Consider the following 26,778-nt stretch of genomic DNA (forward strand, 5'->3'; position numbering starts at 1 on the left):
CAGCGAATGTACTAGACCCAAGCTTTTTTCCAGACATATGCTACGAATGAAAGAAAAATCTTATTCGGAGGTGTTTGCTAACCATGCAAGCAAAAAATCTTAATGGGGGCCAGGAGCTCCTATGTATCAACACAACAAAAGTTTATGACTGGGTAATCAATGAGGCTTCGTTTGATCTAACAATCGGAGACTTTGAGCTTCCCGTCGGTCCCTCAGGAGAACAGCTTGAGTGTGATGACATTGAAGAAGTCATCTGTACAGTAGAGCCGCGTGAAGACGATCCGATTGAAATCGTCGGACGCGTCGATCAGGAGCTTGTCGTTGACGGAACGCTGTTGACGCTTCAGCTTGTGAACATCCGTAAATACTTTACGGTAACCATCGCTGTAGAATTGACAGCAGAAAATGGTGGAGCAGTTGTAGAAGTAGGAGAAGCTGACTTTGTCCGCTGTGAGCAGGTACTATTGTGTGCGCCGGAAGGAACAGACGTGGAGGTTACTTATACAGACCTTGACTGTTTTGTTTGTAACTTCACGTGTGAAGAAAATGGAACAGCTGGAGATTCCCTTGATGACATCACGGTATCCGTGCGTCTCTGCCAAAGCATCCAATCCACATATCCAGTAACGCTTGAGCTTATTGCTGAGTTCTGTGAGCCGCGTGATCTGCTTCCAATCCCACCTTGCCCGGCACCAACACTGCCGCCACAATGTCCGGTATTGTTCCCAACGGCTGACGATGGTGATAATGCGTAAACCAGCTGCATAAATACAAGAGAGGAATCCCTTCTTCTCTTGTATTTTTTTTGGAGGTGGCATGATATGGAACGGTTGTTGCAGTTGAAAAAACAGCAGGAGGCCCGCATCAAGGACATCCGTAAAAAAGTCACCGCATTGAAGGCAGGACAGCACAGGGCTGTTATCTGTTTTTTTACGTATTCCATCCACGTTTCCCATGATTCCGATCAGGAAAGTATGATGATCGCAAGTTTTCATATCCGTAACCTGGGTCACCAGGTGATGCATGACCCTTACATCTGCCTTAAGATGTCAGAGGATTCCCCATTTCAATTCTCAGGAAAATATATACATAAAGCTCAAGTCGCAAAAATGAAGGCAGCAGGTGCCTGGCTTCGGATGGATGAAGAACAGGCGAAGAACGAATTCTGGTTAAAACCCCTGGAGCAGAACATGATTGAACCTGGAGGGTCCCTGACCTTCGCAAATTTTCAGCTGAAATGGAAACCGGAGAAATCCTATGCTTCCATTATGCAGGGATTTGCGTATGGAAAAGGGTGGGAATCCGGTGTACCCTCCTTGAACCAGATGAGTGCAAGTGGTGTGAAAGGGGAGGGAGATTGATGGCGGAAGAAAATGTCCAGCAATTTATAAAGCATTGGCTTGTTGAAAAATTAAAACAGAAAAAGAGTGCCAAGCGGACAGATGACCATAGTTTTGTTTTTCTGGAGGAGGACTCCTTGAAGCTGCTTTTCCTATACCTGATGCAAAAACAGGAGCAGGGGGGAGAGCTGGAAAAGTCTCCTCTTATCGATGAGGTGGAACAGTGGATGGGGGATGTACTGGTACAGCTCGAAGAGATTGTGGCCCTTTTAGATGAGGGGGAAGAATGAAAGAATCTTAAGAACGGGACGGAATCCCCGTTCTTTTTTTGTTTACTGAATGAGCGATAAGGAAATACAAAGGATAGACGAGAAATTCAGCAAGTTGAAAGGATGAAGCATATGTTTGAAAAACGTACAGGAGCATTACTGACACAGCAGTTGATCGACTGGGGTGTGGATCATGTATACGGCATGCCTGGTGATTCTATAAATGAATTGATTGATGATTTGAGAAAAAGGAAGGACGAGATCGAATTTCTTCAGGTCCGCCACGAAGAGACAGGTGCTCTGTCTGCAGCCGCATATGCGAAGCTTACCGGAAAACTTGGTGTGACGATGGGGATAGCCGGTCCGGGAGCCATCCATCTATTAAATGGACTTTATGATGCGAAGGCTGATGGTGCGCCTGTCCTTGCTATCGTGGGGCAGGTACACAGCGAGGAAATTGGAACCGGAGCATTTCAGGAAATTAATCTGGAGCGCATGTTTGATGATGTATCGGTTTTTAATCAACGTGCGGAAACGGAAGAGCAGCTCCCGGATCTGCTGGACCAGGCAGTAAAGGAAGCTTATGCCAATAAAGGCGTGTCTGTATTGATTGTCCCGGATGATTTATTCGCTAAAAAGCAGAGCGATAACACGAGACGGACATCCGGTGAATTTTTCAAACCGGAAATTTTCCCTCGTCAGGAACATTTAAATGAGGCAAGGAAGTTGATTGAGAAGTCCGAAAAACCGTTGATTCTGGCAGGACAGGGGACGAAGTCTTCAGCCAGTGAACTGATTGCCTTCGCCGAAACCATTAAAGCGCCGATCATTATGAGCCTGCTCGGAAAAGGGATCATTCCCGATAATCATCCGTATTGTCTGGGCCAGCACGGTCAAATTGGTACCAAACCGGCGTACCATGCGATGAAGGAAACCGACCTTCTCATTTTAGTCGGCACCCAGTTTCCTTATCGTGACTTTCTCCCGGAACAAGTGAATGCGATTCAGATTGATCGGGAGCCCGCTCACCTTGGCAAGCATTATCCGATTACAACAGGTCTTGCCGGGGACAGCCGGGAAACACTGCAGGCGCTGACCGATGTGATGGAACCAGTGGAAGAACGCAGCTTTCTGTCTTACTACCAGGAAAAGATGAAGGATTGGCGTATTGCTGTACAGGAGGAAAAGAGAAGGGAAGAGGATCCTCTACATGCTCCACAAGTAATGTATGAATTGGAAAAACATTTGAAGCCGGGGGCAGTCGTTTCCGGAGATGTTGGGAACGTTACCGTATGGCTCACACGCTTCCTTCATCTCGTCAACCAGAAATTCCTCATTTCCGGCTGGCTTGGAACAATGGGGAGTGGACTCCCTGGTGCCATAGCAGCGCAGAAAGCTCATCCGGAGAAGCAGGTGGTCGGAGTATCCGGAGACGGAGGGTTCTCCATGGTCATGCATGATTTCGTCACCGCTGTTAAATACGACCTGCCGATTAAAATGGTTGTTCTGAATAACAGTAAAATCGGGATGATTAAGTATGAGCAGGAACAGATGGGACACTTGAATTATGCAACAAACCTTGGTGAAGTGGACTTTGCCAAATTTGCTGAAGCGTGCGGAGCAGAAGGCTACCGCATTGAATCCTATGAAGAACTTGGGACCAAAATGAAGCAGGCATTCCTCTCAGATAAACCGGTTCTGATTGATGTAGTCATTGAAGACCAGGCTCCGCTTCCAGGGAAAATCGATTACACATCGGCGGTGAATTATTCGAAGTATATCGTGAAGGAATTCTTTGAATCCGGAACGCTGGACCTTCCTGACCTCAAGAAATCCATTCAACGTTTATTATAATACCACATCAAAAAAGCCCGCTGTCGAGAGACAGCGGGCTTTTTCATTACACTTCCATAATGATTGGAAGAATCATCGGACGGCGTTTTGTTTTTTCAAACAGGAACGGCGCGATGGTATCTGTAATTTCATTTTTAATTTCAGACCATTGAGTCGTACGGCGCTCCATCACTTTTTCAACGTGGGAGCTGACGAGCTGCTGGGCTTCTTTGATCAAGTCCTCGGATTCTCTCATGTAGACAAATCCACGGGAAATGATGTCAGGACCGGAAGCAATCTTAAATTCCTTCATGTTGATACTGACTACAACGATGACAAGACCTTCTTCAGAAAGGATGCGTCGGTCCCGAAGAACGATATTACCAATATCACCGATTCCGCTTCCGTCTACATAAACAGACCCGGATGGGATCTTTCCTGCCACAGAGGCTTCTTCCTTGCCTAGGGCAAGCACATCACCGTTATCCATAACGAAGCAGTTCTCTTCCTGAACGTCGCAGTCCAGACTCAATTTCACATGTTCTTTCAGCATGCGGTATTCACCGTGAATCGGCATAAAGAACTTCGGCTGCATAAGGCGGAGCATGAGCTTCATTTCTTCCTGACTGCCGTGTCCGGATGTATGGATATCATTCAGTGGTCCGTGAATAACATCGGCACCTGCACGATACAGCTTGTTTATGGTACGGCTGACACTAATTGTGTTTCCAGGGATTGGGGAAGAAGAGAACACAACGGTGTCGCCTGGTTGAATTTGAATCTGACGGTGGGTGCCGTTGGCGATTCTTGACAGGGCGGCCATTGGTTCACCTTGGGATCCGGTACAAAGGATGACGACTTCGTTTGCCGGCAGACGATTGATCTGCTGGGCATCAATGAATGTATCCTTAGGGGCACGGATATATCCAAGTTCCTGACCGATACGGATGGAAGATTCCATACTGCGGCCGAATACGGCAACTTTACGGCCATGTTTAATAGCGGCTTCCACGACCTGTTGAAGGCGGTGGATGTTCGACGCGAAGGTCGCAAAAATTAAACGGCCGTCCATACGCGTGAAGATGTCATGGATGCTTTGTCCCACAACACGTTCTGATTTAGTGAAACCAGGAACCTCACTATTGGTACTGTCGGAAAGGAGGGCAAGAACGCCTTCTTTACCGATTTCAGCCATTTTAGCAAGGTTGGCCGGTTCACCTACAGGAGTGAAATCAAACTTGAAGTCACCCGTGTGAACGACGTTGCCTGGTGGTGTTTTTACAACGATTCCATAAGAATCAGGAATGCTGTGTGTCGTCCGGAAAAAGGATACGGACGTTTTGCGGAATTTAATCACGTCTTCTTCCTGAATCGTGTTTAATTTCGCACTGCGCAGCAGGCCGTGCTCATCCAGTTTATTACGGATTAAGCCGATGGCAAGCTTCCCTGCATAGATTGGAATATTGAGTTCACGCAGAAGGTAGGGAATACCACCGATGTGATCTTCGTGACCGTGCGTGATAAACAGACCTTTGATTTTATCTTGGTTCTGCACGAGATAAGTATAATCCGGAATGACATAGTCGATACCGAGCAGTTCGTCTTCCGGGAACTTAATCCCTGCATCAATGAGGATGATTTCGTCTTGGAATTGTACGCCGTATGTGTTTTTACCGATTTCACCGAGGCCTCCAAGGGCAAACACGGCGGTCTGGTCATTTTTCACAAATTTCATCGGTTAAAACTGCTCCAGCCTGAAATCTTCGGATTGCTGCTCATATGCCAGGTGATCCTCATCAAGCACCTGGATATATTCGATATTAAATCCTGCATTTTTTAATTTTTCACGTACTTGTCTTTCGGTTTCCGCTTCGAGGTACATGCTGTCTGTACGTTCGCGGACAGGAACTTCAGTATCAAGTCCCTGATACAATACTTTGAATATCATTACGTTATCGCTCCTAACTAGATATAATTTCCACATTCTTGTCCTCTCATCATCATAGCACGATTCCAGCGTGTATGGTAATGATTCTTGTATGCGCAGGTGGCCGTACACCTGAAACAATGATTTACGCGTATGTCTTCCGCTTCATAAAATTTTTCCAACGTTTTCTAAGCTTTCTTCTCAGACGCTTCATCATTTGCATCCATCCCCTTTATGTTGATGAAGAAAACGCCAAAAACGTTAAACCGCCCAATCCCTGTTATCTCTAGTATAATACGGTTTGTGAAAGAATGAAACATTTACATTTTATATTTTGTCATTATGGTGTGTTTTTCTTCTCAAACCTATCCACTCATGCTACAGTATAGCCAAAGAGCAGGACATGCTATGATAAGAGCGCAGAAATGAAAGAATTTGAATATGCAGGAGGAACGCTTATGGATAAGAAAATTGCCTTTTTTGATATTGATGGAACACTGCTTGACCACGATAAAAAGCTTCCGGAGAAGACGAAAAAAGCGGTTCAGGATCTGAAGGATCAAGGCGTTTACTGTGCCATTGCCACCGGACGTGCTCCTTTTATGTACGAAGAGCTGAGAGAAGAACTTGGAATCGATTCCTATATCAGCTTCAACGGTCAGTATGTTGTTTTTGAAGGGGAGGAAGTCTACACGAACCCCCTCTCAGGACCTGATCTTGAAAAGCTCCATGCTCATGCAGAATCGAATAATCATCCGATGGTGTTCATGAACCATGAGGAGATGAGGGCCTCCACTCCGGATCATGAAGATATTTCTTCCAGCCTCGGAACATTATACATTGATCATCCGGATGAAGATGCGTCTTTTTATAAAGGAAGAAACATTTATCAGTCCCTGATTTTTTGTGAAGGCGATGAAATTGAAGAGTACAGGGAAGCCTTTCCGGCCTTCGATTATATCCGCTGGCACCCGGTGTCCTGTGATGTGCTTCCCCGTGGAGGGTCAAAGGCAGAGGGGATCAAGAAACTCGTAGAAGCCGCCGGCCTTAAGATGGAGGACACTTTTGCCTTTGGTGATGGATTGAATGATATTGAAATGATCCGGGAGGTCGGCACCGGTGTAGCTATGGGGAATGCCGTGTCCGAAACGAAGGCTGTGAGCGATTTTGTTACGGTTGATGTTGGAGAGGATGGCCTTTCCCACGCGATATATGAACTTGGCTTATTAAAATAATGAAAAGAGCGCCGCTGAATGATCAGACGGCGCTCTTTTATTAACGATCGGCGGGTGTGGCGTTTTCCGGTTCTTTGAACGGCTGCTCCTGGTCGATGTGATCGTAGAACATCACTCCATGAAGGTGATCGATTTCGTGTTGGAAGACAATGGCTGCGTAATCCTTCAGCCGCAGTTTCACATCATTCCCTTCCAAATCTGTCGCTTTTACTGTGATTCTCCGGTACCTTGGGACATATCCGGGCACTTCACGGTCGACCGAAAGACAACCTTCTCCAGTGGATAGATACGTACGTTCCACTGAGTGGCTGACTATACGGGGGTTGAACAGACCGTAACTGTATAGTTTATCTTTCATATCTGTAAAATGTACGGCCAGCATCCGTTTGTTCACATTGATCTGAGGTGCTGCAAGGCCGACACCGGGACGCAGGCCGTAGCGGCTGCACACCTGTTCATCCTGGCTGTTTTTTAAGTATTGAACCATTTCCTCCAATGTTTTCTTATCCTCTTCAGAAGGAGGGAGGGGTACTTCTTCCGTTACTGTCCTTAATGCGGGGTGACCCTCGCGGACAATATCGTCCATTGTGATCATGAAACAACATCCTTTCAAGCTTATATCTTCCTCTGTATTTCCATTGACAGGACAGGTGAATGAATTCGGTACTTTTCAATTCCTGCCAATTATTATACTATTGTAGATATGCTTAGTTTACAATAATGTGTCAGGGATTACGAGGGGGAAATGTTGTGCGATTACATACGATGATCGGAGCGCTTGCCGCAGCGGCCTTAGTTATGACAGGCTGTTCCAATCAAGCGCCGGAAGAACAAATTTACGAGCATTTGGAAGAAGCCGTTTCACAGGAAGAAACGTTCCGTGAACAGCAGGAGCCGATGGTTGAACTGGAAGAGCAGGAACAAAAGCTTTATGACGAAATCATTGCCTTGAATATGGATCAGTTTGATCAAATCAAAGAAAAATCAGAAGAAGCCGCCGGCATTGTGGAAGAGCGACGGAATAAGCTGGAGCTCGAAAAAGAAAGCATCGATGCAGCTAAAGCTGAATTTGATGAGATTAAATCTCCTGTAGAAGATCTAGGCGAGGAGAATCAGGAAGCTCAGGAAAAAGCGCAGGAGCTTATAGATGTCATGGAGAAACGGTACCGTACATATGAGGAGTTATACAGCGCCTATGATGAGGCACTCACGCTTGATGCCGAATTGTATGAAATGACGCAGAAGGAAGACCTGAAGGAAGAGGACTTGAAATCTCAAGTTGAGAAGATTAATGAAAGCTACAATACGGTTATAGAAAAGAACGAAGCGTTCAACCAGTATACAGATGAATACAATACATTGAAGAAAGAGCTTTATGAAATGATGGAACTCGATGTGACCTATGAAGAATCTGAAGAGGACACAACAGAGGAAGAAGCTTCTTAACAACAAAGGACCCGCTTACATACGCAAGCGGGTCTTTTGTTGTTTTTATGATGACGCTTCAACCCTCCCCGTTTTGACACCTGCCCATGGGCGAGGGGTGACCGGAGTCTTAAGTCCATCCATGCCGCGAAGAAGGGTGCTTTACGCACCGGATATGATTCACGCTGACTGGACTGCCCGGAAATGCCTGCCTATTAAAGCCTCCCATTTGATTATTAAGGAGAAAAAACATAAGATTAATACAGGATTAAATTTTGGGTGATACAGTGTTAGTTTTTTTTACCGCAGGATCTGCCGGGTTTCGACTGCTGTGCAGCGGCTCTTTCCTCATCTGGATATTATCTGCATCGAAGTGATTGACGAATGATGACGAATTGAGCTAAACTACAAAGTGGATTGACATTGTACCATTGAATCTTAGTTAACAATTGTAACAGTTTTAGATATCTCCTCGTCATGATTAATCCATGGATGTGAGGGGTAAAACGTAAAGAGCAAATCGGTACAGTTTTTTTCATAATTGGGAAAGCTACTTACAGCATCCATTTTTAAAATACGAAAGGAAAGGGTGAATGACTTGAAACGAACTCTAGAGAACATTGAAAACCAGTTCGAAACGTTTCAAATCCTTAACGAAGAAGGCGAAATTGTAAATGACGATTTCATGCCTGACCTATCAGATGAAGATTTAAAAGAAATCATGCGCCGTATGGTATATACGCGTATTTTGGACCAGCGTTCTATTGCGCTTAACCGCCAGGGACGTCTAGGTTTCTACGCTCCAACAGCAGGGCAGGAAGCTTCACAGCTTGGAAGCCAGTTTGCATTGGAGAAAGAAGACTTTATCCTGCCGGGATACCGTGATGTACCACAGTTGATCTGGCACGGTCTTCCACTTCACCAGGCTTTCCTATTCTCCCGTGGACATTTCAAAGGAAACCAAATGCCTGAGGGCGTGAACGCAGTAAGCCCGCAGATTATTATTGGTGCACAAATTACACAAACAGCCGGCGTTGGTCTTGGCTATAAAAAGCGCGGCCAAAACGCTGTAGCGATTACTTATACTGGTGACGGCGGTGCCTCCCAGGGTGACTTCTACGAAGGTATCAACTTTGCAGGTGCTTTCGGTGCCCAGGCGATCTTCGTTGTACAAAACAACCGTTTTGCGATCTCTGTACCTGTAGAGAAGCAGTCTGCGGCTCAGACCATTGCTCAAAAAGCAGTCGCTGCTGGTATCGAAGGAATCCAGGTTGATGGTATGGATGTTCTTGCTGTTTACGCGGCTACAAAAGAAGCTCGTGACCGCGCTGTAAACGGTGAAGGTCCTACATTGATCGAAACTCTTACTTACCGTTACGGCCCTCATACCATGGCTGGTGACGATCCTACACGCTACCGTACGGAAGATGAAGACAGCGAGTGGGAGAAGAAAGATCCAATCGTGCGTTTCCGTAAATTCCTCGAAGCTAAAGGTCTTTGGTCTGAAGAGGAAGAGAACGAACTGATCGAAAAAACAAAAGAAGAAATCAAAGCAGCGGTTAAAGAAGCTGACAACACTCCTAAGCAGTCGGTAGCCGATCTTATCGGTATCATGCACGAGGAACTTCCATCCAACCTACAGGAGCAGCTGGAAGAATATAAGGAAAAGGAGTCGAAGTAAATCATGGCACAAATGACAATGATTCAAGCCATCACAGACGCGATGCGCACAGAACTTAAAAATGATGAAAACGTGCTGATCTATGGTGAAGACGTTGGTCAAAACGGCGGAGTATTCCGTGCTACTGAAGGTCTTCAAAAAGAATTCGGCGAAGACCGTGTATTTGATACACCCCTGGCTGAATCCGGAATCGGCGGTATGTCCATCGGACTTGCACTAACCGGCTTCCGCCCGGTACCAGAAATTCAATTCTTCGGCTTCGTTTACGAAGTCATGGATGCGATCAGCGGCCAAATGGCTCGTTACCGCTACCGTTCCGGCGGTACACGTCCAATGCCGATCACGGTTCGTTCTCCGTTCGGCGGCGGTGTTCACACGCCTGAACTTCACGCGGACAGCCTTGAAGGTCTAATGGCACAGCAGCCTGGCCTGCGTGTAGTTATTCCATCCAACCCTTACGATGCCAAAGGTCTTTTGATCTCTTCCATCCGTAATAATGATCCAGTTATCTTCCTTGAGCATATGAAGCTCTACCGTTCTTTCCGTGAAGAAGTACCGGAAGAAGAGTACACGGTGGATCTGGATAAGGCAGCCGTTAAGCGCGAAGGTACAGATGTAACTCTTGTTGCTTATGGTGCAATGGTTCATTCTTCCCTTAAAGCGGCAGAAGAACTTGAGAAAAATGGAATCAGCGCTGAGGTTCTTGACCTTCGTACGGTTTCCCCTGTGGACTACGAAACAATCCTTGCATCTGTGAAGAAGACAAACCGTGCCGTTGTTGTGCAGGAAGCACAAAAGCAGGCCGGTATCGCTTCCAACATTGTAGCTGAAATCCAGGAAAAAGCGATTCTTCACCTTGAGGCCCCGGTTCTGCGTGTAGCTGCACCAGATACGGTATATGCATTTACTCAAGCGGAAGAAGTATGGCTTCCTAATCACAACACGATCGTTGAAAAAGTCAACGACGTTATGAACTTTTAATTATCTCTAATTACTAGGAGGGAATACCCGTGGCATTTGAATTTAAACTGCCTGATATCGGTGAAGGTATCCACGAAGGTGAAATTGCAAAGTGGTTCGTCAAACCAGGCGACGAAGTAAAAGAAGACGATGTACTCTGTGAAGTACAGAACGACAAAGCCGTTGTTGAAATTCCTTCCCAGGTGGATGGTACTGTAAAAGAGATCCATGTTGATGAAGGCGAAACAACAACCGTAGGTACTGTAATCATCACAATTGATGACGGTTCCGAGGACACTGGTTCTTCTGAAGCTCCTCAGGAAGAGAGCGCTGAGGAAGAAAAAGCAGAGACTCCTAAAGAAGAAAGCAAAGAAGAAAAAACTGAACAGCCGGCTGCATCTTCTGCAGATGCAGATGTAGACGAAGACAAGCGCGTCATCGCTATGCCGTCTGTACGTAAGTTTGCCCGTGACAATGACGTTGAAATCCGTCAGGTCCAGGGTTCAGGCAAAAATGGCCGTGTTCTTAAGGAAGATATTGAAAGCTTCATGAACGGTGGACAAGCGGATACAGCTTCTTCTGAAGCTCCAGCTCAGGAAGAGAAGCAGGAAGAAGCCTCCAGCAAACCGGCAGCACCAGCTGCAGGCGAAGCTTATCCAGAAACTCGTGAGAAGATGAGTGGAATCCGTAAAGCGATCTCCAAAGCTATGGTGAACTCCAAGCATACAGCTCCTCACGTAACATTGATGGATGAAGTGGATGTTTCTGAACTTGTTGCACACCGTAAGAAGTTCAAGAGCGTTGCTGCAGAACAGGATATCAAGCTGACTTACCTTCCATATGTTGTGAAGTCCCTTGTTTCTACACTGAAGAAATTCCCTGTTCTAAATACGTCCATTGATGACAATACGGATGAAATTATTCAGAAACACTACTATAATATTGGTATTGCTGCAGATACAGAAAAAGGACTGATGGTTCCTGTCGTTAAAGATGCGGATCGTAAGTCTGTATTCTCTATCTCAAGTGAAATCAATGAACTGGCTGTTAAAGCCCGTGATGGTAAACTTTCTGGTGAAGAGATGAAAGGTGCTTCCACAACGATTACGAATATCGGCTCTGCCGGTGGTCAGTGGTTTACACCAGTTATCAACCACCCTGAAGTAGCTATTCTAGGAATCGGCCGTATCGCTGATAAGCCGATCGTACGCGATGGTGAAGTCGTAGTGGCTCCAGTTCTTGCTATTTCCCTAAGCTTTGACCACCGTATTATTGACGGTGCAACAGCTCAGCACGCAATGAACAACATCAAGCGTTTACTGAACGATCCACAACTAATTATGATGGAGGCGTAAAGTATGGTAGTAGGAGATTTCCCAATTGAACTAGACACATTAGTAGTAGGTGCGGGCCCAGGCGGTTATGTTGCTGCCATCCGCGCCGCCCAGACGGGTCAGAAAGTAACCATCGTTGATAAGGGCAACCTTGGCGGTGTCTGCTTGAACGTCGGCTGTGTACCTTCAAAAGCATTGATTCAGGCGGGTCACCGTTACGAGCATGCTAAAGGTGCCGACGACATGGGTATCCAATCTGAAAATACAACGGTTGACTTCTCCAAGGTCCAGGAATGGAAGAGCGGCGTTGTAAACAAACTTACCGGCGGTGTTGAAGGTCTTCTTAAAGGAAACAGTGTAGACATCGTAAAAGGTGAAGTATACTTTGTCGATAAAAACACGGTACGCGTTATGGATGAGAAAAACTCTCAAACCTATACGTTCAACAATGTGATTATCGCAACAGGATCCCGTCCAATTGAACTTCCAAACTTCAAGTTCTCTGACCGCGTGCTTGATTCTACAGGAGCTCTTTCCCTTCAGGAAGTTCCTAAGAAGCTTGTCGTAATCGGAGGAGGATACATCGGTACGGAGCTTGGTACAGCGTACGCAAACTTCGATACGGAAGTAACCATCCTTGAAGGTATGAAAGATATCCTTGGCGGATTCGAAAAACAAATGTCTTCCATTGTGAAGAAACGTCTGAAGAAAAAAGGCGTGGCCATTGAAACAAACGCGATGGCTCAAGGTGTGGAAGAAACAGAAAATGGCGTAACAGTTACGTATGAAGTGAAAGGCGAAACAAAAACCGTTGATGCTGATTACGTTCTTGTAACGGTTGGACGCCGTCCGAACACTGATGAAATCGGTCTTGAAGATCTTGGATTGAACATGACGGATAAAGGTCTGATTGAAATCGACAACCAGTGCCGCACAAACCTTGATAACGTGTATGCGATTGGTGATATCGTAGCTGGACCTCCGCTTGCTCACAAAGCTTCCTACGAAGCGAAAGTGGCTGCTGAAGCTATTGCAGGCGAGAAAACAGAAATTGATTACCACGGCATCCCTGCTGTAGTATTCTCTGATCCAGAACTTGCTTCTGTTGGTTATACTGAGCAGGAAGCTAAAGACGCAGGATATGAAGTGAAAGCTTCTAAATTCCCGTTTGCAGCTAATGGTCGTGCCCTTTCTCTTAACGACAGTGACGGTTTCCTTAAACTCGTTACGCGTAAAGATGATGATCTTGTTATCGGTGCTCAAATTGCCGGTCCAAATGCCAGTGACATGATTGCTGAGCTTGGTCTTGCCATTGAAGCTGGAATGACTGCTGAAGACTTGGCTCTTACCATCCACGCTCACCCTACACTTGGTGAGATTACGATGGAAGCTGCTGAAGTTGCTATCGGTCAGCCGATTCACATCACGAAGTAATGATAAAGTAAAAACTGCCGGACAAAAAGTCCGGTAGTTTTTTTATGTTTCCACATAAAACGGGGGATCAGCGCCCCTGAATTAAAAAGAAGCAGTCCGCCGGGAGCGGGTGCTTCTTTTTGTTTGGAGGTATGTTGTTTATGTTCCTGAGAGCACGAGTGCTTCCTCCAGGGTGGATGAAATTCGATGTTCGGTTTCAATACCGGAAAGCCGGGTAATCGTACGGCCTTCCTTTTTGACAACGAGCATAGGGAGAGAAGCCCCTTCAATATCTTCGACTTTGTGGGAGTCTGTGGTCGTTTGTTTGAATTGCAGGCGGTTTTGGTCCTGGTGCTCTAATTTCCAATTCAGAAGGGCGCTCATGTAGTTTTCAGCCTTTTCCTCCTGATCTGGATTCGTGTAGAGGTATAAATCATAATCATCAGGAGATGTAGAAAGGACCTGGACTTCTTCAGACTGACCGATACAGCCCATTAATAGGAGAAGGACGGTGAAGATCATAAGTTTGTTTGTTTGCATGCAGCTTCTCTCCCTTATCTGAGTTCATGTTCAGTTTAACAGATGAAGAAGATGGATCCCGGGTTGTTATGGATTTGTCACAGGAATGAAAGCCTGGTGTTTTATAATGAAAAGAGATGTTAAAGAGGGGAGGTTATCATGGAGAGTAGGATTGGATATAAAAATGCCCGGGTATTTTACCCGGGCATTTTTATTGAGCTTATCGTTTTTTCTTAAGGTCGACTTTCTTCGCTTCTTCCTGGAACGTTTTCAACAGGGAGAAACAGATGAGAATTAAAATGAATGTGAACGGGAAGGCTGCGATAATGGCAGCTGTTTGAAGGGCTCCCAATCCACCCTGCCACAGCAGCACAGCAGCAGCTCCTGCCTGAATGATTCCCCAAGTGAATTTCACCTGGTTTTTAGGATTCAGGCTTCCATTTGTCGTCTGCATACCAAGAACGAAGGTTGCAGAGTCGGCAGATGTGATAAAGAATGTGCTGATTAACAGCAGTCCGATGACACTCATGACAGCTCCGAGCGGAATGTGCTCGAGCATGGAGAATAGAGCAACTTCTGTACCAAGTTCATTAACGTCAGAGATGATATCTATACCGTCAAAGTATTCAAGAGAAATTGCTGTTCCGCCGAATACGGAGAACCAAAGGGCACCGAAGATCGTTGGAACGAGCAGGACACCAAGAATGAACTCACGGATGGTACGGCCGCGGGATACACGGGCAATGAATGTACCTACGAATGGTGCCCATGAAATCCACCATGCCCAGTAGAAGATCGTCCAGCCCTGAACCCAGGAATTATCCTCAGCAAAAGGCGTCAGACGGAAACTCATATAAGGAAGGTCACGGACATAAGAACCGAATGTCGTCGTGAAGTAATCCATAATAAAGTTCGTAGGACCTGCAAACAGTAGGAAAACCATTAATGTAATCGCTAGTACGATGTTTGTATTACTCAGGTATTTAATCCCCTTGTTCAATCCTGTCATAGCAGAAACCATGAACAATACGGTAACAGCACAAATGATGATCAGCTGCAGTGTAAACGTATCCTCAAGTCCATCGATGACAAATGCAAGACCACTTGAAATCTGCAGGGCACCAAGTCCGAGTGATGTAGCGACACCAAAGATTGTGGCAAATACAGCGATAAAGTCCACGATTGTACCGATTGGACCTTTTACTCTCTTCTCGCCTAATACCGGTGTAAGAGCCGCACTGATAACACCAGGGGCATCTTTTCTGAACTTAAAGTAGGCAAGGGCAAGAGCAAGTACAGCATAAATGGCCCAAGGGTGGAGTCCCCAGTGGAAGAAGGAATATTTCATGGCAGCCTGGGCTGCTTCTTCACTCATAGCCTCCTGTCCTGGAAGTGGCGGCGTGTGGAAGTGGGAAAGTGGCTCCGCAGCTCCCCAGAATACAAGGCCGATCCCCATGCCTGCACTAAACAGCATCGCAAACCATGTAATGTATGGATATTCCGGCTCGTCGTCAGGCTTACCAAGCTTCAGCTTTCCGAATTTAGAAAAGACGAGGAAGATGGCAAAGATTAAGAAGCCTGTAGCAGATAATAGATAAAACCATCCGAATTTATCGGTTAGAAATCCCTGAATTGTAGATGTAACGTTGCTTAAGTTCCACGTGGGAAGGGTGGATTCAGGAATAACACCCCATCCAATGAATAATAGTGCAGCGACAACAGAGATATAAAACACTTTCGTCACTTGATTCATGAAGAAAATCCCTCCTATTAAGTATTATGTTTGATTCCCCTCATAAAAATCAGGTCTAAAAGTAGCACCTTTTCACGACATGCATCTGTTTTTCTGACAAATTTTGCAATTCTTCCAGAACATCGTGAAAACAAAGCATTTCGTAGATTAAAATGGTTTGAGGGGGTAAGTGATGCCTGTACCCGGTCTGTTTCACGACATGTTCTTCTTTCCATTTCCAAAATGCTTCATCCAATTGATGCACCATATTGAATTGTTTCTCCCTGATCGAATGAGCCGGGTCAAGCAGTACATTGACATATTCATCCGTCAGTTCGAGAAGCAGATTTTTTTCGCTTTCCGTAAAATCAGAGGCTTTTGTCTGGACATACTGCAGGTTCCCCAAATGATAGGCAATCTGCTGAAAAGCGGCAAGCTTTCGCTGTGAAAGCTGAAAAGAAACCATCTCTTCGTCGGTATGACGATGGTACTTCCACTCCTCACGCTGATACCGTGACAGCTGGTTCGTTGTTTCCAGATGGGCAGTGAGTTGTCGGTATGACCGCTGAATCCCACGGGATTTCTCTTTAGAATCTGCCGTTACATTCTCGATTATACGCCTTAAGAGCAGACCAGCTTGATTATACAGACCATTGATGTTTTTGTAAATCGTGGGGGAATAGTTGGGTGGAAGCAGGAAAAAATTCACAAATGTCGATATGATGATCCCAATGGATGTAGTACCCAATCTTGTGAAAAACGAAACAAAATACTGGTCCTGAAAATCGGGAATCATAGCTGTAGCTGTGATCGTGGCCACCAAAATCCCATCATCAAGCTTTAATTTGTGGCAGACGGCAATCGTAGCCATGGCGACCAGTGCGAATGTCAGCGCACCTTTACCGAATAATCCATAAAAGGCAGTTGCAAGTAAAGCCCCGATTGCTGATGCAGGAAACCGGACCGCTGCCTTCTTAATGGAATCTGCTGCCGTATGCTCGATGGTCACTATAGCTGTAATAACAGCAAAGATGATCGGCAAATTAAAAAAACCGCATATTAATGCAGTCAAAAAGACAGAGATTCCCGTTTTCAACGTCCGGCTTCCTAAAATCTTAAATTTCTTCAATGTATGAAGCATAACCATCACCCATATGTCGTGTCTTCTGACCACGGTTCCTTATTATATAATAAATTACCCAAAAACGATAGAAAAAATGTCGGATAATCTATTATAATGATAAAAGTGGAAATACATAACAGTGGAGGGTCAAAAATGAAACGATGGTTTAGTGTGTTCCTGCTTATGCTTGTATTCCTGGCTGCCTGTGGCGGCAACGAGGGAACATCAGGGGCAGAAGAAGATCAGACAGCGTCAGATGAACCGGCTGCTGAGCAGCAGGAAAAGGACAGTACGGAGTCGTCAGAAAACCCTGAAGAAGGGGAAAAGGAAGAAGAAGAAACGCAGCAAGCGTCAGATGAGGAAGAGGCTGCGCAGGAAGCTTTCGTGCAGAAAGAGGCTCAATATGAAATGACAGACACCTGGTCTTTCCAGCCGATTGCAGATGCTGATCCGAAGGTGGCTTTATTAACGATTGATGATATACCTGATGAACATGCCATGGAGATGGCTGAAACTTTGAAAGAGAAAGGTGCCCCCGCCATTTTCTTTGTAAATGGACACTTTTTAGACACTCCGGATGAAGAACTGGCAGAAAAGAGAAAGCAGTGGGTGAAGGACATTCATGACATGGGCTTCCCAATCGGAAACCATACTTATTCCCATAAGGATCTTAAAACAATGTCCGAGGAGGAACAGCGGGAGGAAATCCTGACAGTAAGTGACCAGATTGAAGAAATTACCGGGGAACGGCCGGTGTTTTACCGTTCGCCGTTTGGCTCGAATACAGACTATGTCAAGCAGCTCGTAAAGGAAGAGGGCATGCTGCTGATGAACTGGACGTATGGCTATGATTGGGAACAGGAATACCAAAATGCGTCATCGCTCGCTGATATAATGGTTAATACACCATTGCTGGCCAACGGCGCAAACTTGCTGATGCACGACCGTGACTGGACGAATAAAGCTCTCGGGGATATCGTAGATGGATTGAGGGATAAAGGATATACCCTGCTTGATCCAGCGCTTATTCAAACCCCTTAAATAATGACCTTCACTTAAAAAAAGGAAGCCGCCCGGCTTCCTTTTTCTTTTATTCTTTTTTGAAGAACAGGATCATATAATGGTAGGTGGGCGACTTATTAGTATGACATATATTTTAAAAAGTTATACTAAAAGGGTTGATTTTCACAATAAGCCATATTAAAATAAAACTACATTGAAAACGATTACAAAATGAAGGGGTGGATATGAATGGGAACAATCGTATGTCAAGACTGTCAAAAGGTGATTGAGCATTACGAAAACGAGAAGGTTTCTACTTTATACAGCACATGCCCGACATGCACGGATACCGAAAAATAAACCTGAAAAAAGCCGGACGCTGTGATGCGTCCGGCTTTTTTTAGGTTTACTTGAAGGCTTTCTGCTCACGGATGACTCGGATTGTTTCTAAGGTATCATCAACGGGTCCCTGGACAGGGAGTCCTGCCTCCACGTTTTCATAAATGTAATCAATGTTATCGGCGGTAATGATTTCTCCAGGGATGAAAATAGGGATTCCCGGGGGATAGACCATCACAAACTCGGCACTGATTCTGCCTGCTGCCTTTTTCAAAGGAACCGTCTCGGTGGTGGAGTAGAATGCCTCTCTTGGAGAGAGCGCAAGAACAGGGATGTCAGGAACTTTTACAGAAACGGGTGTTACTTCGGCCTCGGTCCGGCACAGATCTGTTAAATGATGCAGCGCTTGTACAAGTTTTTCGACTTCCTGCAGGCTGTCGCCTGGAGTGATGATACAAAGAATATTGTAAAGGTCGGAAAGTTCCACCTCAATGCTGTAATTCTCCCTTAACCACACTTCAACATCGTAACCGGTCATGCCGAGATTTTTCACTGAAATAATCAGTTTGGTCGGGTCATAGTCGATCGTTGCGCTGGACGATAAAATATCAGCACCTGGACAGAAAATGGCTGGAATTTGATTGAGCTTTTCACGTGCGCGATCGGCCAGCAGAATAGCATTTTCCATCAGTTGATGTCCATGAATGGCAAGATGACGCCTTGCTGTATCCAGGGAGGCCAGCAGAATATAGGAGGTCGATGTCGTATGAAGCATCGACAATACAGCCTGTACACGCTCATGAGACACAAGCCCTTCTCTTACATTCAAAACAGAGCTCTGCGTTAAGGACCCGCCCAGCTTGTGGACGCTGGTGGAAGCCATATCCGCTCCGGCCTCCATAGCGGACATAGGCAGACGCTCATGGAAGTGTATATGCACACCGTGAGCCTCATCGACGAGGACGGGTATATCAAAGCTGTGGGCAATATCCACAATTCCTTTTAAATCAGCCGACACACCGAAATACGTCGGATTGATAACGAGCAGGCCCTTAGCATCCGGATGTGCCTCACAGGCCTTCTTCACGGCGTCTGTCGTAATGCCGTGGGAAATGCCAAATCGTTCATCCAGTTCCGGATGGATAAAAACAGGCTTGGCCCCGGAAAAAATGATGGCAGTGGTTACCGACTTGTGCACGTTTCTTGGAACAATGATTTTGTCGCCCGGCTGGCATACACTAAGTATCATCGTCATAATGGCTCCTGAGGTCCCTTGAACAGAAAAGAACGTGTAGTCGGCTCCAAAAGCCTCTGCTGCAAGCTCCTGTGCCTCTTTGATCATGCCTTGTGGATGATGGAGATCATCCAATGGCTGTATGTTAATTAAATCAATCGATAATGCATTTTCACCGATAAAGGAACGGAATTCCTCGTCCATTCCACGTCCGCCTTTATGACCGGGGATGTGAAATTGTACGGGATTGCGCTCCCGGTGTTTTTTCAACCCTGTAAACAGGGGGGTTTCATGTTGATTCATGTATGGGAACACCTCTTTATAATAGAAAAGCAAATGAATTATAGCAGAGTCCAGAACCTTGCGCCAGTCTTTTATGTCTCCTTTTTCCAATCGTGCTAAACTAGAAGTATGGAGGTGGAGCAAATGAAATGGAATACACGAGTGACGGAACTTTTGGACATTACATACCCGGTCATACAGGGAGGGCTGGCCTATCTGGCCTATTCGAATCTGGCCGCCGCTGTTTCGAATGCAGGCGGGCTTGGTCAGCTGACAGCTATGAGCATGGAGGGACCCGAACACTTGAAAAAAGAAATTAAGCTGGTCCGGGAAAAAACCAACCGGCCGTTCGGGGTCAATTTTGCGATCGGCCAGCACGGGCGCCCTTTTGAAAAAATGGTGCAGACAGCCGTGGATGAGCAGGTGCCCGTGGTTTCTGTTACTGGAGGGAATCCACAAGGTGTTTTGGAAGCGCTTAAAGGTACCGGCATTAAAACGCTCGTCCTTGTTGCTGCGCGGAGGCAGGCGGTAAAAGCTCAGGAGCTTGGGGCGGATGCTGTGATGGTGGTCGGTCATGAAGGGGGAGGCCACCTCGGGCGTGATGATGTGGGGACGCTCGTCCTTACTCCACAGGTCGTCGATGCCGTCGATATTCCGGTTATTGCTTCCGGGGGAATTGGAGACGGCCGGGGTTTAATGGCTGCGTTGTCCCTTGGTGCGGAAGGAGTGGAAATGGGAACACGTTTTATTGCTACAAAAGAGTGCACCCATGCGCACCCCGCCTACCAGGACGCCCTGATTAAAGCAGATGAAACGTCAACGACCGTCATTAAAAGAAGTTTAAAAGCTCCGGCCCGGGCCTTGAAAAATGACTGGACAACTCGTATTTTAGAATTGGAGCAGGAAAATGCCGGCTATGACGGTCTCCGCTCCTATATCAGCGGGGATGCGAATAAAACATTTATATACAAAGGACAGGCCGGTCAAGGCTTTGGATGGGCCGGACAGATTGCCTCCCGCATCCATGATGTCCCAACGGTCGAAGAACTCTTTGACCGGGTGATCAAGGAAGCGGAGGATATCCGCACCCGCTGGTCCTGATGAAGGAGGAAAAAAGATGAGTTATACTTATCCAATTGATGAAATCCACTGGTCAAAGGAAGAGATCATCGATGTTGTGAATTTCTACAGTATCGTTGAACAAGCGTATGAGCAGGGAGTGAAGCGGGACGACCTGCTGCTGGCTTATACACGGTTTAAACAGATTGTGCCATCGAAGAGTGAAGAAAAAACACTCTGCGGGCAGTTTGAAAAAGATTCCGGATATTCCTGTTACCGTACAGTGAAGCAGGCGCGCAGTCTCTCAGAGGGTGACCGATTGAAAATGTAAAGAAAAAAGAGACACACGTCAGACGTGTGTCTCTTACTTTTCTTCCAGTTGTTTCGTAAAACGATACAAAGGCTCCAGCGTCTGGAATGTCTCCCGGCAGAATTCAATGAATGCCTCAGGATCCTTCAATCGGTCATCTCCACGCTGAAGCTGACGTCCACAAAGGATCTCGGCTTTCTTGACGGTTTTCAACCGTTCCGTCATTTTGGAGAATGTCTCGTCGTCCACATCGCTGTGAGGGGCCGCTTCGGGCTTCGTATGATCGACAGACCACACAAAATCCTCTGGAATGTGCGAAAGGATATCCTCTTTATTTTCTTCCAGCTTGGAAGCGAAGTCTACTTTGATTGGACTTTCATAAATGACGGCAAACCATACAAATACGTGGGTTTCCCACAAGCCGATCTGGAAGTGGGGAAGTTTTTTATAGCCGCGTTTACTGGAGGCAAGAGCGGCCCACGTATCGTTTGGCGGATTGGTTTTGCGACGGGCATGCCTGGCGACGTGGACAAACATTTCATCGCCTGTCATAGCTGTAACATCCGCTGAAAGTTCCTGTGCTGCCGCTTCAAGTTTAGGGGAGATCCTTTCCCGCAGAGCTTCCATTCGATTTTCCAGTCCGGGAATGGAAAATACGTCAAAGTCTTCTTGTTTAAAACCTGTAAAAGTCTTCAAACTATCATCTCCTACCATTTCTTCCATAATAGTTTAACACAATTCGACAAAGTTACTAAGGGATGTGTTTGACTGGTTTGAAGGCGTGAAAAATGGGTTACATATAAGTAATCTAAATGAAACTTCTGTCGTTAAAGCCACATATATATAAGGTAAGGATTTAAAAGGGAGGGATTGCAATGAAACATGTAATGGAAGCGTTGCGTAAGAGAGAAGCTGAAGAGAAGCTCCCGGTAATCCGTATGGAGATTGATTATGAACTGGTCACCCTGCATGATGCCATGATTGCAGGAGACGCCGAGCAGATGTCAAAGACAAAAAGGCGTCTGACTGAACTTCGTAAACAATTGATTGAATGGTCGATCTAGAACCAGGCAGCGATAGAGTTGCCTGTTTTTTTTGTGTTCCTTCCCTGTAAAGGGGTGAATCCTGTACCGCGGGCCTCCCTCTACCAATGGCAGGAAGCGTGAAAGATTTGTGATGGAAGGGGATCAAGCATGCATTTGTTGCCTGCATTTGGTACGATTAAAGGTGAGACTGATAAAAGGGGTACGATGCTATGGATCAACAGACAAAGAATGAAGTGTTCGATCAAGCTAAAGCATGGATACTGGAAGCGGGCGAGCGGATCAAATCAAGGATTGATGCCCCCCGATCCATTGAAACAAAATCCAATCCGAATGACCTTGTAACAGAAATGGATCAGCAGACGGAACAATTTTTCGCAGAGAAAATTAAAAATGCCTACCCGGATCATTATCTGCTTGGAGAAGAAGGTTTTGGGGATGAACTGGAAGACATCGGAGGGACCGTCTGGATTGTGGACCCTATTGACGGCACGATGAACTTCGTCCACCAAAAACGCAATTTCGCTATATCCATCGGCATTTACGTAGATGGTATAGGGGAAATCGGCTTTATTTATAACGTCATGGAAGGGACTCTTTACACAGCGAAACGAGGGGAAGGGGCATGGAAAAACGATGTGCAGCTTCCACAGCTCAGCAAAGACCGTCCGTTAAAGCAGTCGATTCTCGCTTTGAATACAACCTGGCTCATTCCTGAAAACCCATTTATAGAACATAAAGGGGTGGAGGAGCTTGTGAAGACGCTTAGAAGCACGCGTTCTTACGGGTCTGCCGCTCTTGAACTTGCATTCGTGGCTGAAGGTATTCTCGATGGATATTTAACGATGACGCTGATGCCGTGGGATTATGCAGCAGGTAGTATCCTCGTCCGCGAAGTAGGTGGAATCGTTACCCGTGCAGACAAAGAAGAACTGGATTTATTAAATAAAACAACCGTGCTTGCCTGCCGGTCCAACATTCATGATGAAATCATCAATGATTATGTACAACTGAAAAGATAGAACAAAAGCGACCTTGGGAAAAGGTCGCTTGTTTTGTGTGCGGATGAATTAATCGGCATGAACTTCATCCCGTCTTCTTTTGCGGCGGAGACCGACGCTCATGAGAGCAAAGCCGGAGAAGAAGAGGAGTCCGGCCAGCCAGAACAAATTCTGGCCGATGGCGAATCCGACAAAAACGAAACTTAAAATGACAAGAACAGCAAGCATTGCATTGTTCACCATAATTTTTGAATCACCTCTATTCGATACCAGTATATCGGATTTGAACACGGATGAAAATGGTTTCACGGGTAGCAACCCAGTCTCTTTTCTAGTAATATAGAGAAAAGGACAGGATCTCTTGAGGAGGAACATCATGCAGGATACATCGACACTTCCAGTACCGACGGATTTATGGCCGGTGGCCGACTTTTTCTTCCGCGGGCTTGGAAGCGAAGTGAACTTAAATGATGAAAGCGAAGTAACGATGTTGTTTCGCTCATTTATGCTGTTATACTTAACGACTGTCATTTTAACGGTCATTACCTTCAAACTGGGATTTGCAAAGAAGCTCCCTTTGCTGAAGACCATTGTTGTTTATGCCGTCCTTATTATCGGTACATTCGTGTTGACGTTGATTCTGGGACTGAATCTGCCCGTACCAGAAAGTCTGCTTGCAGCCGCATTAATTCTTGGTATATACAGGGTGAGACTGCACAGGGAGCGTTCGGCCAGGCATCAGGGAGAATCGTAAAACGGGAAAAACCCGGCTTCATTCATAAGCCGGGTTTTTTATCGTTAACTTAAATGTTTTTCTCTTTTACGCTCGCGGTGGAATTTGAAATCACCGGTGGCCAGTCTTTTTTTCGTATTTTCAGCTATCCGCTCATGACATGGCTGACACATATACGTGTTGATCCTCCGGTTTCTTAACCGTTTCGCCTGAAGACAGTAGCTGTCTATTTTTTCAATATGATCACAAATTACGCATTGGACACGCATATACTCACCTCTATTTACTTAGTACGGTTGCCTCTAGTGTAACACATGTGAAAATTTAGAAATAGATGGAGTTTCCACGTTTTAACGGAACTGGGTTTGGGAACTGTTATTATAGAAGTCATGGAAAGGATGATAATAGTGAGAAAACGCTGGATGGTTACAGCAGCAGGCGCCGTGGCCGGCGGGGTGGCTGCCTATTTTCTTAAAGACGGTGACAACAGACAGAAAGTGAAGGACAAGGCAGGTTCCCTTCAAAGCCGCCTGAAAAAAGGTGACGATATGCCGATCGAAGAAGCGGGCAAACCGGAAACCGCTGACTTGGAAAACTCTAAAATGGTAAATGAGGGATCCCAGTTCGGAGTTCAGTACTATAATGAACTGACGGAAAAAGAAAGAGAAATTTTGGAAAAAAGTAACAGCTAAATCCTTTTTAGGATTTAGCTGTTTTTCTGTACTAATCCGAATGCGATTGTTCCTTCTCTATTTGATCCAGCTGCTTCTGTTCTTTTTCCGGAATGGAGTCCTGGCTGCCATTGGACTCCGGTTCTTCATTTATAGGACCTTCAGGCATGTACCGGGCAATAATCTGACTGAGTTCATCGGTCAAGGCCCCGATTGGGTGTCCTTGAGAGGCTTTGTCCCCGATCCCCCTGAGGCGTTCGACGACATCAGCATCCGCAAATACGGCGGCCTGCTTTCCGTAAGGATCATTTTTCAGCGCTTCAGCAACTGAATATTTAATAACACCAACTCTGGCCCGGTCGAGGTCTTTGTCTACATCAATGCCGACCGCTACATAATCACCGAGGACGACAGCAGTCGCATCATGGACATCCGGAACTTGTACAGCCAGCCCGGCTAAATGCTCGGCTGCTTCTTCACTTGTCAGTGTCTTTTTCTCAATGGGATCGGAATCAGATACGTATTTGTACTTTGGATCGCTCTGCTTTTCTTCCAGGAGGGATTGTTCATTATCACCCTGCTGACAGGCACTCAGAAGTAGGAAAACAGCTATCAATAGGAACTTGTTCAAAGGAAACCACCACTTTTTTTACTTATAGTCTGTGTCTGAGGAGAGATAATATACAAAAAGGACAGCTGCAGGCAGCCGTCCTTCGTCTTTACTGAAAGATGATTTTCTTTATTCCTTTGACAGGAGTTTCGCGGTTGGATCCATCACCGAAGTATAGGTGAACAGGGCCCTCCGTCTGTAAAGGTTTTCCGTTTTCAGCAAATAAAAGCAGGGCATCTTTCAAATCATCGGCATGGATGATTTCTTCTCCCTTATCAGAAACGAGCGCCGCTTTTTTCGAATCCGCGGAAGGCTCACTGGTTTGCAGGAAAGGGAGAAGGGGCATTAGGAAAGTGCCGTTCATAATTCTCTGTTTTTCGTACCGGTTGATGCTTTTATTTACAGGTGGATTCAGTTTCTGCTGGTAAACTTCTCTGTCGAAGCGGAGGGATTTCCGTTTCATTTCATCTTCCTCCTCAGGGGAGGTTTCCGGGGATCCCCCTTCAAATGCTTCAGTAAATGTTAATTTGCGGTCATCAAAAATCCATACGGTGGGGTCTAAAGTAATCGGGAATTTTACTTTTCCAGTTAGTTGAACAATCATGGCTGAAGCCACCTTTCAAAATAGTAAGAATCATCCATCCAAAATCATAGCAGATAATGAATTCGATTTCATTAAAGGAGGCTCTTTTCTTTGATTAAAGATATTTCCGAACAAGTATTAAATGAGTGGCTTGAAAATGTCCGTCCCTACGCCTACGATGGCCAGGTGGCCGATTATATCCCTGCACTGGGAAGACAGAATCCTGAAGACCTGGCCGTTGCCATCCATTACCAGGACGGGGACACGGTAGAAGCGGGACAGACAGAAGTCCGGTTTACGCTTCAAAGCATATCAAAAGTCATCTCCCTGGCCCTGGCGCTAATGGACAATGGGGAGGAGTATGTGTTCGACAGAGTGGGAATGGAGCCGACTGGAGATCCATTCCACTCCATTTACAGACTGGAGCAGATCCCCTCCAAGCCGTTGAATCCGATGATCAATGCCGGAGCGCTTGCTGTGACCAATATGATTCACGGGGCGACACCTGATGAAAAAGTAGGCCGTCTATTGAGCTTTGTTCATGACTTAACCGATGATCACAGCATCCGCTACAACGAAGAAGTGGCAAGTTCAGAATTCGAAACGGCCTTTTTGAACCGTTCTCTGTTGTTTTATATGAAACAGCACCAGATCGTGACCGGCAGTGTAGAGGAAACGCTCGATGCTTATACAAAACAATGTGCGATTGAAGTCAACGTCTGTCAGCTTGCACGGATCGGGGCTCTGCTTGCCAATGAAGGGCGGGACATTTCTTCGGGACGCCGGATCATTCCGAAACATCTTGCCCGTATCTGTAAAACTTTTATGGTCACATGCGGGATGTACGATGCTTCCGGGTCCTTTGCCATTAAAGTTGGAATTCCTGCCAAAAGCGGTGTCTCCGGATCGGTGCTGGCTTCTCTGAATAATTTCGGAGGAATAGCTGTCTATGGTCCAAGCCTGGATGAAAAAGGAAACAGCGTCATAGGTTTGAAGCTCCTGGAAACATTGTCCAATCGATATGACCTCTCCATCTTCTAGGCGGCGTCCATTCCAATGTTGCAATTTTCACGCCGAAACGATAATATAGTGAGAAGAAAGACTTGTGTAATGGAGGGGA

General features: G+C 46.0%; 31 protein-coding genes. 19 read left to right on the plus strand and 12 right to left on the minus strand.

The genetic code is table 11. The annotated features are described in order from the left end of the window. Positions 1–83: 83 nt before the first annotated feature. The 4 genes from ACXAJH_RS01430 to ACXAJH_RS01445 all read left to right on the plus strand — a co-directional run bounded on the left by ACXAJH_RS01430 (position 84) and on the right by ACXAJH_RS01445 (position 3,463). A complete protein-coding gene (locus tag ACXAJH_RS01430) occupies positions 84–755 on the plus strand; it encodes a BMQ_0737 family morphogenetic spore coat protein (protein WP_474992916.1) in 672 nt (223 codons plus the stop codon). 66 nt (positions 756–821) lie between these two features. Beyond that, the gene (locus ACXAJH_RS01435) at positions 822–1,361 is read left to right on the plus strand and encodes a hypothetical protein (RefSeq protein WP_474968369.1); all 540 of its coding nucleotides are present in this window, start codon (positions 822–824) and stop codon (positions 1,359–1,361) included. Then, positions 1,361–1,630 (plus strand): hypothetical protein, encoded by a 270-nt coding sequence (locus tag ACXAJH_RS01440; protein WP_474968370.1) that lies wholly within the window; start codon positions 1,361–1,363, stop codon positions 1,628–1,630. Before ACXAJH_RS01435 ends, ACXAJH_RS01440 begins: the two co-directional genes overlap by 1 nt. A 111-nt stretch (positions 1,631–1,741) precedes the next feature. Then, a complete protein-coding gene (locus ACXAJH_RS01445) occupies positions 1,742–3,463 on the plus strand; it encodes a pyruvate oxidase (RefSeq protein ID WP_474968371.1) in 1,722 nt (573 codons plus the stop codon). Between the two features lie 46 nt (positions 3,464–3,509). On the opposite strand, the gene rnjA is transcribed toward ACXAJH_RS01445, so the two are convergent. Both rnjA and ACXAJH_RS01455 read right to left on the minus strand, forming a co-directional pair. Further along, positions 3,510–5,177: a ribonuclease J1 gene (gene rnjA, locus ACXAJH_RS01450; RefSeq protein ID WP_027954048.1), complete on the minus strand. Its 1,668-nt coding sequence runs from the start codon at positions 5,175–5,177 to the stop codon at positions 3,510–3,512. Between the two features lie 3 nt (positions 5,178–5,180). Next, positions 5,181–5,390, minus strand: coding sequence for a DNA-dependent RNA polymerase subunit epsilon (locus tag ACXAJH_RS01455; protein ID WP_474968372.1), 210 nt, complete (start codon positions 5,388–5,390; stop codon positions 5,181–5,183). Between the two features lie 437 nt (positions 5,391–5,827). On the opposite strand from ACXAJH_RS01455, the gene ACXAJH_RS01460 reads away from it, so the two are divergent. Further along, positions 5,828–6,604 carry a Cof-type HAD-IIB family hydrolase gene (locus tag ACXAJH_RS01460; protein WP_474968373.1) on the plus strand — a complete coding sequence of 259 codons (777 nt, stop codon included), beginning with the start codon at positions 5,828–5,830 and terminating at the stop codon, positions 6,602–6,604. A 40-nt stretch (positions 6,605–6,644) separates the two neighbouring features. Here the strand turns inward: ACXAJH_RS01460 and def are convergent, their stop codons facing one another. Next, positions 6,645–7,199: a peptide deformylase gene (gene def, locus ACXAJH_RS01465; RefSeq protein WP_027954051.1), complete on the minus strand. Its 555-nt coding sequence runs from the start codon at positions 7,197–7,199 to the stop codon at positions 6,645–6,647. A 155-nt stretch (positions 7,200–7,354) separates the two neighbouring features. Here def and ACXAJH_RS01470 point away from each other — a divergent pair, with 155 nt between their 5' ends. The 5 genes from ACXAJH_RS01470 (at position 7,355) to lpdA (ending at position 13,438) form a co-directional block, all read left to right on the plus strand. Further along, complete coding sequence (locus ACXAJH_RS01470; RefSeq protein ID WP_474971532.1) at positions 7,355–8,050, plus strand: YkyA family protein; 696 nt, start codon at positions 7,355–7,357, stop codon at positions 8,048–8,050. Between the two features lie 577 nt (positions 8,051–8,627). Then, the gene (pdhA, locus tag ACXAJH_RS01475; protein ID WP_474968376.1) at positions 8,628–9,710 is read left to right on the plus strand and encodes a pyruvate dehydrogenase (acetyl-transferring) E1 component subunit alpha; all 1,083 of its coding nucleotides are present in this window, start codon (positions 8,628–8,630) and stop codon (positions 9,708–9,710) included. 3 nt (positions 9,711–9,713) lie between these two features. Further along, positions 9,714–10,691, plus strand: coding sequence for an alpha-ketoacid dehydrogenase subunit beta (locus tag ACXAJH_RS01480; RefSeq protein WP_027954054.1), 978 nt, complete (start codon positions 9,714–9,716; stop codon positions 10,689–10,691). 29 nt (positions 10,692–10,720) lie between these two features. After that, positions 10,721–12,025 (plus strand): dihydrolipoamide acetyltransferase family protein, encoded by a 1,305-nt coding sequence (locus ACXAJH_RS01485; RefSeq protein ID WP_474992917.1) that lies wholly within the window; start codon positions 10,721–10,723, stop codon positions 12,023–12,025. A gap of 3 nt (positions 12,026–12,028) precedes the next feature. After that, a complete protein-coding gene (gene lpdA, locus ACXAJH_RS01490) occupies positions 12,029–13,438 on the plus strand; it encodes a dihydrolipoyl dehydrogenase (protein WP_474968378.1) in 1,410 nt (469 codons plus the stop codon). A 138-nt stretch (positions 13,439–13,576) separates the two neighbouring features. On the opposite strand, the gene ACXAJH_RS01495 is transcribed toward lpdA, so the two are convergent. The 3 genes from ACXAJH_RS01495 to ACXAJH_RS01505 all read right to left on the minus strand — a co-directional run bounded on the left by ACXAJH_RS01495 (position 13,577) and on the right by ACXAJH_RS01505 (position 16,815). Continuing rightward, positions 13,577–13,957 (minus strand): hypothetical protein, encoded by a 381-nt coding sequence (locus ACXAJH_RS01495; protein ID WP_474968379.1) that lies wholly within the window; start codon positions 13,955–13,957, stop codon positions 13,577–13,579. A 199-nt stretch (positions 13,958–14,156) separates the two neighbouring features. Next, positions 14,157–15,689: a glycine betaine uptake BCCT transporter gene (locus ACXAJH_RS01500; protein ID WP_474968380.1), complete on the minus strand. Its 1,533-nt coding sequence runs from the start codon at positions 15,687–15,689 to the stop codon at positions 14,157–14,159. A 55-nt stretch (positions 15,690–15,744) separates the two neighbouring features. Continuing rightward, positions 15,745–16,815, minus strand: coding sequence for an FUSC family protein (locus ACXAJH_RS01505; RefSeq protein WP_474970382.1), 1,071 nt, complete (start codon positions 16,813–16,815; stop codon positions 15,745–15,747). 129 nt (positions 16,816–16,944) lie between these two features. On the opposite strand from ACXAJH_RS01505, the gene ACXAJH_RS01510 reads away from it, so the two are divergent. Together ACXAJH_RS01510 and ACXAJH_RS01515 are read left to right on the plus strand one after the other, a co-directional pair. After that, entirely contained in the window at positions 16,945–17,832 is an 888-nt protein-coding gene (locus ACXAJH_RS01510; protein ID WP_474991819.1) for a polysaccharide deacetylase family protein, read from the plus strand. A gap of 210 nt (positions 17,833–18,042) precedes the next feature. After that, on the plus strand, positions 18,043–18,153 hold the full coding sequence (locus ACXAJH_RS01515; RefSeq protein ID WP_084162990.1) for a GapA-binding peptide SR1P: 111 nt from the start codon (positions 18,043–18,045) through the stop codon (positions 18,151–18,153). A 46-nt stretch (positions 18,154–18,199) separates the two neighbouring features. Here the strand turns inward: ACXAJH_RS01515 and ACXAJH_RS01520 are convergent, their stop codons facing one another. After that, a complete protein-coding gene (locus ACXAJH_RS01520) occupies positions 18,200–19,669 on the minus strand; it encodes an aminotransferase class I/II-fold pyridoxal phosphate-dependent enzyme (protein WP_474992919.1) in 1,470 nt (489 codons plus the stop codon). Between the two features lie 108 nt (positions 19,670–19,777). On the opposite strand from ACXAJH_RS01520, the gene ACXAJH_RS01525 reads away from it, so the two are divergent. Beyond that, positions 19,778–20,749 carry an NAD(P)H-dependent flavin oxidoreductase gene (locus ACXAJH_RS01525; protein ID WP_474971528.1) on the plus strand — a complete coding sequence of 324 codons (972 nt, stop codon included), beginning with the start codon at positions 19,778–19,780 and terminating at the stop codon, positions 20,747–20,749. Positions 20,750–20,765: 16 nt separating this feature from the next. Next, positions 20,766–21,038, plus strand: coding sequence for a UPF0223 family protein (locus tag ACXAJH_RS01530; RefSeq protein WP_474968384.1), 273 nt, complete (start codon positions 20,766–20,768; stop codon positions 21,036–21,038). A 33-nt stretch (positions 21,039–21,071) separates the two neighbouring features. Here ACXAJH_RS01530 and ACXAJH_RS01535 read toward each other — a convergent pair whose 3' ends face one another. Then, complete coding sequence (locus ACXAJH_RS01535; RefSeq protein WP_474992921.1) at positions 21,072–21,713, minus strand: YktB family protein; 642 nt, start codon at positions 21,711–21,713, stop codon at positions 21,072–21,074. A gap of 179 nt (positions 21,714–21,892) precedes the next feature. Between ACXAJH_RS01535 and ACXAJH_RS01540 the strand changes: the two genes are divergently transcribed. Together ACXAJH_RS01540 and ACXAJH_RS01545 are read left to right on the plus strand one after the other, a co-directional pair. Further along, positions 21,893–22,081, plus strand: a complete 189-nt coding sequence (locus ACXAJH_RS01540) for a hypothetical protein (RefSeq protein WP_474968386.1) — start codon at positions 21,893–21,895, stop codon at positions 22,079–22,081. A gap of 191 nt (positions 22,082–22,272) precedes the next feature. After that, positions 22,273–23,082 (plus strand): inositol monophosphatase family protein, encoded by an 810-nt coding sequence (locus tag ACXAJH_RS01545; protein WP_474992923.1) that lies wholly within the window; start codon positions 22,273–22,275, stop codon positions 23,080–23,082. A 48-nt stretch (positions 23,083–23,130) separates the two neighbouring features. Here ACXAJH_RS01545 and ACXAJH_RS01550 read toward each other — a convergent pair whose 3' ends face one another. Further along, on the minus strand, positions 23,131–23,304 hold the full coding sequence (locus tag ACXAJH_RS01550; protein ID WP_474968388.1) for a DUF5325 family protein: 174 nt from the start codon (positions 23,302–23,304) through the stop codon (positions 23,131–23,133). 133 nt (positions 23,305–23,437) lie between these two features. On the opposite strand from ACXAJH_RS01550, the gene ACXAJH_RS01555 reads away from it, so the two are divergent. Further along, positions 23,438–23,815 (plus strand): YlaH-like family protein, encoded by a 378-nt coding sequence (locus ACXAJH_RS01555; RefSeq protein WP_474968389.1) that lies wholly within the window; start codon positions 23,438–23,440, stop codon positions 23,813–23,815. 44 nt (positions 23,816–23,859) lie between these two features. Here the strand turns inward: ACXAJH_RS01555 and ACXAJH_RS01560 are convergent, their stop codons facing one another. Continuing rightward, complete coding sequence (locus ACXAJH_RS01560) at positions 23,860–24,063, minus strand: YlaI family protein (RefSeq protein ID WP_084162991.1); 204 nt, start codon at positions 24,061–24,063, stop codon at positions 23,860–23,862. A 129-nt stretch (positions 24,064–24,192) separates the two neighbouring features. Here ACXAJH_RS01560 and ACXAJH_RS01565 point away from each other — a divergent pair, with 129 nt between their 5' ends. Next, a complete protein-coding gene (locus ACXAJH_RS01565) occupies positions 24,193–24,486 on the plus strand; it encodes a hypothetical protein (RefSeq protein WP_474968390.1) in 294 nt (97 codons plus the stop codon). Positions 24,487–24,517: 31 nt separating this feature from the next. Here the strand turns inward: ACXAJH_RS01565 and ACXAJH_RS01570 are convergent, their stop codons facing one another. Beyond that, a complete protein-coding gene (locus ACXAJH_RS01570) occupies positions 24,518–25,096 on the minus strand; it encodes a YhcN/YlaJ family sporulation lipoprotein (RefSeq protein WP_474971526.1) in 579 nt (192 codons plus the stop codon). An 88-nt stretch (positions 25,097–25,184) separates the two neighbouring features. Beyond that, positions 25,185–25,679, minus strand: a complete 495-nt coding sequence (locus ACXAJH_RS01575; protein ID WP_474992925.1) for a hypothetical protein — start codon at positions 25,677–25,679, stop codon at positions 25,185–25,187. A 90-nt stretch (positions 25,680–25,769) separates the two neighbouring features. On the opposite strand from ACXAJH_RS01575, the gene glsA reads away from it, so the two are divergent. After that, a complete protein-coding gene (gene glsA / locus ACXAJH_RS01580) occupies positions 25,770–26,699 on the plus strand; it encodes a glutaminase A (RefSeq protein ID WP_474968393.1) in 930 nt (309 codons plus the stop codon). Positions 26,700–26,778 lie beyond the last annotated feature (79 nt).

The organism is Halobacillus sp. ABD4_316, from assembly GCF_056161385.1.